Below are 8,745 nucleotides of genomic sequence, written 5' to 3' on the forward strand. Positions count from 1 at the left end.
CTGGTCAACGTGGCCCTGCGGTCCTGATCAACGTGTCGCCGGGGTGGCGTGCCGACCCGCTCCTCACCGAGGAGGCTCTCGACGTGGTGGTGTGGGTCGATATCGGCCTGGCTGTCGGCGTGGTGGTCAACACTGCCTGCCTGCTCCTCCTCCGACGCCGGCTGATCCTGCCGGGCGACGTGCTGACCACCGTGGCGGCGCTGGCCGCGCTGGTGTGGATCCGGTCCGGGTGGCCGTTCCGATTCGACGACTCCCAGATCCCGTGGACGACCATCACGCGGGCAGCGCTGACGGTGGTCGTCGTCGCCGTGTCGATCGCCCTTGTCGTCCAACTCGTGAAGCTGCCGCACGCACTGGGCGCACCGGACGTGGACTCGTGACGACGCCTGCGGCGTTCTTCGCGGGCCACCCGTTCGCAGCCGAGGTGTTCGAGCGGGTGCGCTCAACCGTAGCCGGGTTCGGTGACGTCGAAGTGCGGGTTTCCCGCAGCCAGGTGGCGTTCCGACGCAAGCGCGGCTTCGCGTACCTGTGGATTCCAGGGCAGTACCTCGCCAAGCCGAACGCCGACGTCGTCCTGTCCATCGCGCTGGACCACCGCGACCCGTCCGCGCGCTTCAAGGAAGTCGCGCACCCGGCCCGGGCGCACTGGACGCACCACCTGGAGGTCCACGACCTCGACGAACTGGACGACGAGGTGACGGCTTGGCTGCGCGAGGCCGCCGATCTCGCCGGTTGAGCTTCCGGGCTCTCGACCTGCCTCGAAACGCGAACCCTGTCGCGTGCTCGTAGACATCCCCGTCCCGTCGCCGGACGAGCCGGCGCTTGGGGCACACGCCCGCAGCGCCGGCCCAGGTCCGGACGTGGTGCTCGTGCTGAGTGACGACCGCGTCGCCGGGATGGTCGGGCCGACGACATCGAGGTCGTGACCCGTGAACCGGCCGGGCTGCCGCGGTGAGTGGAGTCGGGCCGAGCCGGTCCGGCTGAACGCCCCGTAGCGGAACTCCGTGCGGTGCCGCTCGTGGGTCTCCTGTTCCCGCTTCGCGGTGATGGTCGGGATTTCGCCGGTGCGGCTCACCTCGATGTCGGACTCGGCGTCGAGGCCTGGCAGCTCCGCGCGGAGCACGTACCCGCCCTCCTCGACGAAGTCCTCGACGTGGAACGCGTGCCTCGTTCCGAACGGCCACGCGCTCTCCAGCGCGTCGAACACCTCCGACATGGCCCGGTCCGCGGGCCTCTTCACGATGGTCGTCATCCCTTTTCTCCTCGACTTCCGGCTGCTCGGGTGTGCTCGGCCAGGACGAAGTAGTTCTCTTCCTCCTGGGCGAAGTGCAGGCGCAGCACGGCGTGCAGGCCGTACAGCGTCGCGCGCAGGTCCTCGACCTGGTCCGGCCCGGGACCGCCCGGTACGGCCAGGTGCCTGCCGACGCGTCTGGTCAGGCGTTCGATCTCGGCGTGGCCACGGCTCATCGGTGCGGTGCTGTCGGGGCCGCCGAACTCGGCGGACAGCGCCGGGTACAGCTCGTGCTCCTCCGCGCGCTCGTGCGGCAGCAGCACCCGTGTGACGAGGTCGTAGGCGTGACGGGCGGATCCCAGAGCCGCCGGTGTCGTCCCGGCTCGCAGGTCGTCCCCGGCAGAGCGGACGGCGTGCAGCACGGTGCGCAGGTCGTCGTGCTCGGCGTCGAACCGTCGTAGCAGTGCCTCGGTCGACGGCCGCACGCGCAGCCGGTGGGACGGGAGCAATACCCGCAGGGCGTTGAGGATCACGGCGGCGTCGATGGCTTCCTGCGTGACCGCGCCCAGCACGGGCGGGAGCAGGCCGACCGCGGCGAACGCCATGGCCACCAGGGCGAGCCCCATGCCGGTGACGGCGCTCTGGGTGGCGATCCGACGGGCGCGGGCCGCGATCTCGACCGCGTCGGCGAGGCGGTCGATGCGGTCGTCGAGGATGACCGCGTCAGCGGCTTGCGCCGCTGCTGTCGAACTGCGGCTGCCCAGTGCCACGCCGACGTCGGCGGCGGCGACCGCCGGCGCGTCGTTGATGCCGTCGCCGACCATCACGACCACGCCCGGCTCGGACCGGACCCGAGCCACCTTGTCGGCGGGCGAGCAGTTCGCGACCACGTCGTCGAAGCCGAGCAGCCCCGCCACGTCCTGCGCCACGTCGGGCCGGTCACCGGTGAGCATGACGACCCTGCCCAGGCCCGCGGCCCGCAGCCTGCGCACCGTGCGGGCGGCATCCCGGCGGATGCGGTCGCGCACCAGCAGGCCGCCCACCACGTCACCGTCGACGGTCACCCAGGTCACGGTGGCGGCGTCCAGGGCGGCCCGGCTCGCCACGGCACGCGCCCATCCGGGCAGCTCCGCGACCTTGCCGACGAAGACCTCCGCGCCGCCGACCTCACCGCGCACACCCCAGCCGGCGCGTTCCTCGACCCGCTCCGCCGCGACCGGATGACGGCCGGCTGCGGATGCGGCCACCACGACCGCGTCGGCCAGGACGTGGGTGGACAGCTGCTCCACCGCGGCCGCCGCGTCGAGCACCCGCTGGGAGTCCCAGCCGGGAGCGGGGACCACCTCGACCACGACCGGGTGACCTTCGGTCACGGTGCCCGTCTTGTCCAGCAGCACCGTGCGCGCGTGCCCGAGTGATTCCAGCGCCCGGCCGTCGCGGACCACGACACCGGACCGGGCGGCACGCGACATGCCCGCGGTGATCGCCACGGGCACGGCGAGCAGCAGCGGGCACGGGGTGGCGGTCACGAGCACGGCCACCGCCCTGGTCAGGTCCTGCGCCACGAGCGCCGCGATGGCCGCCACTGCCAGCGCGACCGGGAGGAACACCGTCGCGACCCGGTCGGCGACGCGGACCACCTCGGCACTGCCCACCGCTGCCTGCTCGGCCAGCCTCAGCACACCCGCGTAGGTGCTGTCCTCCGCTGTGGCCACTGCCCGCAGGTCCACCGAGCCCCCGGCGACGACCACGCCGCTGCGGACCCGTTCACCCCTTGCGCGCTCCACCGGCACCGGTTCACCGGTCAACGCCGACTCGTCGAACACCGCGTCGCCGAGCAGCGACGCGTCGACCGGCACGATCTCGCCCGGTCCAACCACCACGTCGTCGTCGGGTCGTACCTCCTCGACGGGTACGACCCGCACGCCCTCGTCCGTCCGGAGCCTGGCCTGTCGGGGCGCGCGTTCGAGCAGCGCGTTCAGGTCGCGGCGGGCACGCCGTTGGGCGTAGGCGTCCAGCGCACGCCCGGTTCCGAGCATGACGGCCACCACCGCGCCCGCCAGGTACTCGCCGACGACCAGCGTGCCGACGAGGGCGAGCACGGCGAGCAGATCGGCGCCGAACCGCCCGGCGCGCAGGTCGGCGGCGGCCCACACCAGCGCGGGCACCGCGGCCACCGCCGTGGCCGCACCCCACACCGGCGCCGCCGCAGACCAGTCCAGCCACCACAACACACCGCCCGCGCCGAGCAGCGCCGCGACCACGACGAGGAAAGCGGACTCGAACCGGCTCCTCACGGCGCGATCGCCTGTGTTGCCGCGGCGACACGCCGTGCCTCCTCCTCGGCGGTCACGACATGGGCATCCGGTCCGGGGAACACCAGCGTCTGCTTGTCGGTGTCGAGCCAGTGCACGACGTAGGGCGGTGAACCGTCCGGGTGGTGCAACTCCACCACCTGCCCGCGCCGGGTGGGCACGCCCAGCGTGACGCCTTCGACCACGACCCAGTCCCCGACCTCGGCCTTCACCGCTCCGCCTCCGTCCTGCGCACCACCGCCAGCGGGCAGGGCGCGTGGTGGATCAGGGCCTGGCTGGTGGAACCGAGCAGCATCCCGGTGAACCCACCGCGCCCGTGGCTGCCCACGACGAGCAGTTGGGCTCCCCGCCCCGCGTCCAGCAAGGCCCGCGTCGGACGACTTCGCACCACCTCGCGCTCGACGGTGACATCGGGGTGCTTCTCCTGCCACCCGGCCAGCCGCTCCGCCAGCGCCCGGCGCTGCTCCGCCTGGACCGCGTCCCAGTCCGACACCAGCCGCAGCGAGCCTTCCGGGGTGTCGTACACGAAGTCGTCACAGGCGATCACCGCGGTCAGCGGTGATGCCCGGAGCGATGCCTCCTCGAACGCGAAAGCGATGGCACGTTCGCTGACCGGCGAACCGTCGACCCCCACGACGACCGGCCCGTTCAGCGCCTCGGCGTGCCGGACGACCACCACCGGACACCGGCCGTGTGCGACCAACGCGACCGCCACGGAGCCGACCAGCAGACCGGCGACACCACCGCGCCCTTCCGAACCGACGACCAGCAGCGAGGCCCGCCGTGACTGGTCGATCAACGCCTCCGACGGGCCGGCGCCGACGGCCTCCCACTCGACGTGGACGTCCGGCACCGTGGCCCGTGCCGCTGCCGCGGCTTCCTCCAGACACTGCTCGGCACGTAGCTGGAAGACACGGCGCACTTCATTCTCGGCGAGCACCAACTCCGGGTACCCGTGGATCGGGGGGAGGTAGCCGTGCACCAAGCGCAAGCCGACGTGTCGGCGCACCGATTCGTCGGCCGCCCACTGCACCGCGGTGAGCGCGGCGGACGAACCGTCCACACCCACCACCACCGGTCCGGCCATCTCGCACCTCCACGGTCGCAGGCCTCTCTCCCACGCTAGGCAGCCCCCGAGTTGCGGAACGCGGTCGAAGGTCCCACCCGGGCAGGGCCTTCCGACGCGGGAAGACCCTGCCGCGGTCCCTGTCGGACGACGGGCGACCGGGCGACCGTGGACGCACGAGGTGCTTCCGCGCCCAGGAGGTGTTACCGCCATGACGTCGTCCGACCACGCTCCCGCGCCGTTGCTGATCGACCGGTTCCTGTCGCGTGCGGACTTCACCCGCACCGCGCACGTGCTCGTGGACGCCGACCCGCCGACCGTGTACCAGGTTCTGCGCGAACTGGACCTGTCCGATGTGCACCAGCCGGTGCTCGACGCGGCCAAGTGGGTGCGCCGACTGCCTCGCCGCATCCGCGACCGCAAGCACGCCGTGCCGCGCCACCCCACCCGGCTGACGATCGGCGACCTGACCGCGGGCACCGACTGGGTGCTGCTGGGTGAGCGACCCGGTTCCGAGATCGTCTTCGGCGCGGTGGGCAAGTTCTGGCGACCCGTCATCGAGCTGCGCGAGATCGAGGCGCGGGCCTTCACCGATTTCGCCGAGCCCGGCTACGGCAAGGTCGCGTGCGCCCTCACCGTGCTGCCCTACGGCGAACGCCGTTCGCTGCTGACCTACGAGATGCGGGTGTCCACGGACGACCCGACCGCGTGGGTGCGGTTCCGCCGCTACTGGAGGCTGGCAGGTCCGTTCATGGGCGTGCTGGAGCGCGCCGTGCTGCACGCGGTGAAGACCTCGGCCGAAGGTGCGTGGTCGCGATGACACCCGTCGTCCACATCCGACAGTTGACCAAGGTGTACGGCAAGCTCACCGCCGTCCACAGGTCGGACGTCGATGTCCGGCCCCGGCGTGCCGCCGTCCAACCTCAGACCCCGCCGCCACCGGGCACGGGCGCCGCGGCGGGGTTCTCGCAGTAGGTGTCGACGCCGAGCAGGCACCGCGCGTAGGCGCCACAGCCCCACGGGCCGTGGACCGCGACCGCCTGGCCGACCTCCCGACCGGTCACCCCGGTTCCGGGCGAGTGACCCAACCGGCGTTCTCGTGGCCGAGGGCGAACGGCGGTCCCCACGGCAACTGGCCGGTGTCGAACTCACGCATCAGTTGCAGGGTGCGAGTGGCACGCGCCGGCACCACCGACGCGCACCACCACCTCACCCGGTCCCGGCTCGGGCTAGGGCACGTCCACCAGCACCGGATCGGACTTCCAGCTCTCCAGGCGCAACGCCTTCACGCCAGCTCCTCCGTCGGCATCTCCACACGCACCACGCCCGCGATCGCGCCCGCGACCACGGTGGCGGCGTGCCGTTCGGCCTCGTTCGCACCGTCACCCAGGAGGGTGACCACGCCGTCGACGACGGTGATCTGCCACGGAGTGTCGCCCAGGAGTGACAGGTGGTGGCGGACGTCCTTGGCGATGAGCTCGTCGTCGCGGGCGATGCTGCGCAACAGGTCCCGCCTGCTGACCACGCCGACGAGCCGGTCGCCGTCCACGACGGGGACGGTGTGGACGTGCCGGTCCAGCATCGCCTTGGACAGCTCGGCGACGTGGGTGCCCGGTCCCGTTTTGACCACCCTGATCGACATGACCTCACCGACGGTGGCCGCCGTCGGTTGCTGTGCCAGGCCGTGCACGTAGGTGCCCGGGTCCGGCAGGATGCGGTGCCGCAGCAGGTCGGCCTCGGTCACCACGCCCACCAGGCGGCCGTCGTCGTCCACCACGGGCAGCGTCGAGAAGGTGTGCTCGGCCAGCAGCCGTGCCGCTTCCTTCGCCGCCCGGTCGGGGTGCACGGTGATGACGCGCTCGGTCATCAGGTCCTCGGCCTTCATGCCCTCCACGGTCCGCGTCCGCCGAGAGCCACCCCAGTGCCACCGGACCTCCGACACGGGGTCGAAGGTCCCTGTCCGCAGCGATGTTGGCCACCGCACCGGAGCCGCCTGCGGGGTGAACCTCGACTCATGACCTACGAAGTGACGCTCACCGAGGCGGCGCCGTTCACGGCGGCGCGTGAACGCCGCCGCACCCGCGCGGCGGACCTGTCCCGCACCATCAGCCGGGGATCCGACCAGCTGTTCGTCCACACCACACGATCGGGTGCCGTCGCGACCGGGCCGCAGGCCGCCTACCCCGACCCGTTCGACCCCGAGGGCGGTATGGAGGTCGACCTGCTGTTCCCGACCGACCGGCCCACCGGCGCGGACGACGACATCGACACCGTCCAGTGGCCGGGCGGACCGGTCGCCCGGACCCTCACGAGTTCGCCGAACACCTCGTGCGGCTCGGCATCACGTCGATCTCCGTCAATCCCGACGCCGTCCCCGCCGCACGCGCGGTCATCGGGTCCGCGGAACGCGGGCCGATGCTCGACCGCGCCCGCTGATCGCCCGGGTGACGCGGCGGTCGGGGTAGGCGGCCCCGTGACGACCTGCACACCGCGCTACCACGCCATGCCCAGTACAACCGCAGCGGCCACGGGCAGGAGCCGCACGGCGAACGCGCCGGCGAAGCGAGGGCCGCCGACCGCCAGCGCCAGGACCAGCTTCACGCCCGTGTTCGTCGCCAACGCCGCTCCGCACGCCAGCACCGCGGTGTCCACCGGGATCGCGTTCGGGGCCAGGGAAGCCGCCGCGACCGACGCCGCGTGCGCGTCGGCGAGACCTCCCAGCGCGGCCGCGGCGACCGCCCCGCCACCGCCCAGCCAGTCGGCCGCCGCCTTGGTGACCACCAGCAGCACGACAAGGACCACAGTGAGCGCCAGCGCCGATCGCAGTGACATCGGCCTGCTGACGACGGGGTCGACACCGGATGCGGGTTCGGGGCGCGCACGCCACGTCGACCACGCGACCTCCGCCGACACCACCACAACGCCCGCGCACACGGCGGGAACCAGGCGCAGGGCCACCGTCGGGCTCACCACGGCGGTCACCGCCAGGAGCTGCACGAGCGTGGCCGCGTTGACAGCCATCGCGGCGGGGAGCGCGGGCATCCCGTCGCGCGCCCGTCGCGCGAGGACCGCGGTGGTCGCCGAACCCGACACGAATCCGCCCGCCAGACCGACCACCAACAGGCCCCACCGGCGCCCCAGGACACGCGCCGCGAGGTACCCCGCCCAGCCGATCAACGTCACCGCGAGCACCAGTGTCCACACCCTGGCGCGGTTGAGCGCGCCGTACGGCCCCAACGGCCGGTCGGGCAGCAGGGGAAGCACCACGAAGGCCACCACGAACAGCGTCATCGCGTCGGTGACGTCACGGTCGGTGACCAGGTCGGTCGCGAACCGGTGCAGGGGACGTTTCGCCGCCGGCAGCACCGCGACCACGACGCCCGCGATGGCCGCGAGCTGGGGCCACTCCCAGGCCGGCGCTCCCAGCAGGTACGCCGTGAGCGCGGTGACCTCGGTGGTCGCGCCGACGTCGGCTCGTTCGGACCGCAGGGCTTCCCGGTACCAGACGAGAACCACGAGTGCGACCGCCGCGAAACCGACCGCTGCCACGGCGGGTGACAGCGCCTGCCCGAGGGCGCCGGCCAGGGCGATCAGCGGGAAGGTACGGGACCCGGCGGGTCTGAACCGCTCCCCGGCGGTGGCGTGTTCGCGTTCCAGCCCGAGCAGCAGACCGATCGCGAGGGCCGTGCCCAGGCCCGCTACCGGCGACAGGTCCACCGGTCGGTCCCCAGGTCGAAGATCGGCACGCTCGGACCGCGGGCGTCGGTGGCGGTCATGGCGACTAGCGTCCACCGGAGACCACCGCCCCGCCAGGGCGCATGGACCCGCGCACCTGGCGACCTGGGTCCCTGCCGACACGAACGTGGTGGGCACACGCTGAAGTCATGATCCTGGTCGGAGTGGACGGATCGCCCGCGAGCCGCAAGGCACTGCGCTGGGCACTGGACGAGGCGACGCGCACCGGCACGACCGTCGAGGCCACGATGGCCTGGCGACGTCAGCCTTCGGTCGTACCCGCGCCGTCGATGGGTGTTCACCCCTAGGGCGTGTCCGCCGGAATGTTGATCGTAGGGTTTGATCAAATTGCGTTGTGGCGCGTGGTGATCTGACGGATGCGGAGTGGGCGATCCTGG

10 protein-coding genes are annotated in these 8,745 nt (G+C 72.5%); 4 read left to right on the top strand and 6 right to left on the bottom strand.

The features are described 5' to 3' along the window. Positions 1-32 precede the first annotated feature (32 nt). Complete coding sequence (locus ACZ7GX_RS41445; RefSeq protein ID WP_498785574.1) at positions 33-380, top strand: hypothetical protein; 348 nt, start codon at positions 33-35, stop codon at positions 378-380. A 56-nt stretch (positions 381-436) separates the two neighbouring features. Further along, positions 437-736: a DUF5655 domain-containing protein gene (locus tag ACZ7GX_RS41450; RefSeq protein ID WP_498785596.1), complete on the top strand. Its 300-nt coding sequence runs from the start codon at positions 437-439 to the stop codon at positions 734-736. A gap of 512 nt (positions 737-1,248) precedes the next feature. Here ACZ7GX_RS41450 and ACZ7GX_RS41455 read toward each other — a convergent pair. The 3 genes from ACZ7GX_RS41455 to ACZ7GX_RS41465 are packed head-to-tail and all read right to left on the bottom strand — an operon-like array spanning position 1,249 to position 4,633. After that, the gene (locus ACZ7GX_RS41455) at positions 1,249-3,528 is read right to left on the bottom strand and encodes a heavy metal translocating P-type ATPase (protein WP_498785576.1); all 2,280 of its coding nucleotides are present in this window, start codon (positions 3,526-3,528) and stop codon (positions 1,249-1,251) included. Continuing rightward, positions 3,525-3,758, bottom strand: a complete 234-nt coding sequence (locus ACZ7GX_RS41460) for a DUF1918 domain-containing protein (RefSeq protein WP_498785578.1) — start codon at positions 3,756-3,758, stop codon at positions 3,525-3,527. The genes ACZ7GX_RS41455 and ACZ7GX_RS41460 overlap by 4 nt, the downstream gene beginning before the upstream one ends. Further along, entirely contained in the window at positions 3,755-4,633 is an 879-nt protein-coding gene (locus tag ACZ7GX_RS41465; protein ID WP_498785580.1) for a universal stress protein, read from the bottom strand. The genes ACZ7GX_RS41460 and ACZ7GX_RS41465 overlap by 4 nt, the downstream gene beginning before the upstream one ends. A 190-nt stretch (positions 4,634-4,823) precedes the next feature. Between ACZ7GX_RS41465 and ACZ7GX_RS41470 the strand changes: the two genes are divergently transcribed. Next, positions 4,824-5,432 carry a hypothetical protein gene (locus tag ACZ7GX_RS41470; protein WP_498785582.1) on the top strand — a complete coding sequence of 203 codons (609 nt, stop codon included), beginning with the start codon at positions 4,824-4,826 and terminating at the stop codon, positions 5,430-5,432. Between the two features lie 103 nt (positions 5,433-5,535). Here the strand turns inward: ACZ7GX_RS41470 and ACZ7GX_RS41475 are convergent, their stop codons facing one another. The 3 genes from ACZ7GX_RS41475 to ACZ7GX_RS41485 all read right to left on the bottom strand — a co-directional run bounded on the left by ACZ7GX_RS41475 (position 5,536) and on the right by ACZ7GX_RS41485 (position 8,329). Continuing rightward, the gene (locus ACZ7GX_RS41475) at positions 5,536-5,676 is read right to left on the bottom strand and encodes a hypothetical protein (protein WP_498785584.1); all 141 of its coding nucleotides are present in this window, start codon (positions 5,674-5,676) and stop codon (positions 5,536-5,538) included. A 221-nt stretch (positions 5,677-5,897) separates the two neighbouring features. Further along, positions 5,898-6,497 (bottom strand): CBS domain-containing protein, encoded by a 600-nt coding sequence (locus ACZ7GX_RS41480; RefSeq protein ID WP_498785586.1) that lies wholly within the window; start codon positions 6,495-6,497, stop codon positions 5,898-5,900. Positions 6,498-7,105: 608 nt separating this feature from the next. Further along, the gene (locus tag ACZ7GX_RS41485) at positions 7,106-8,329 is read right to left on the bottom strand and encodes an MgtC/SapB family protein (protein ID WP_498785588.1); all 1,224 of its coding nucleotides are present in this window, start codon (positions 8,327-8,329) and stop codon (positions 7,106-7,108) included. Between the two features lie 167 nt (positions 8,330-8,496). Between ACZ7GX_RS41485 and ACZ7GX_RS41490 the strand changes: the two genes are divergently transcribed. Further along, positions 8,497-8,655 (top strand): universal stress protein, encoded by a 159-nt coding sequence (locus ACZ7GX_RS41490; RefSeq protein ID WP_498785590.1) that lies wholly within the window; start codon positions 8,497-8,499, stop codon positions 8,653-8,655. The last annotated feature ends 90 nt before the right edge of the window (positions 8,656-8,745 follow it).

It is taken from the genome of Actinosynnema sp. NPDC037264 (assembly GCF_055603705.1).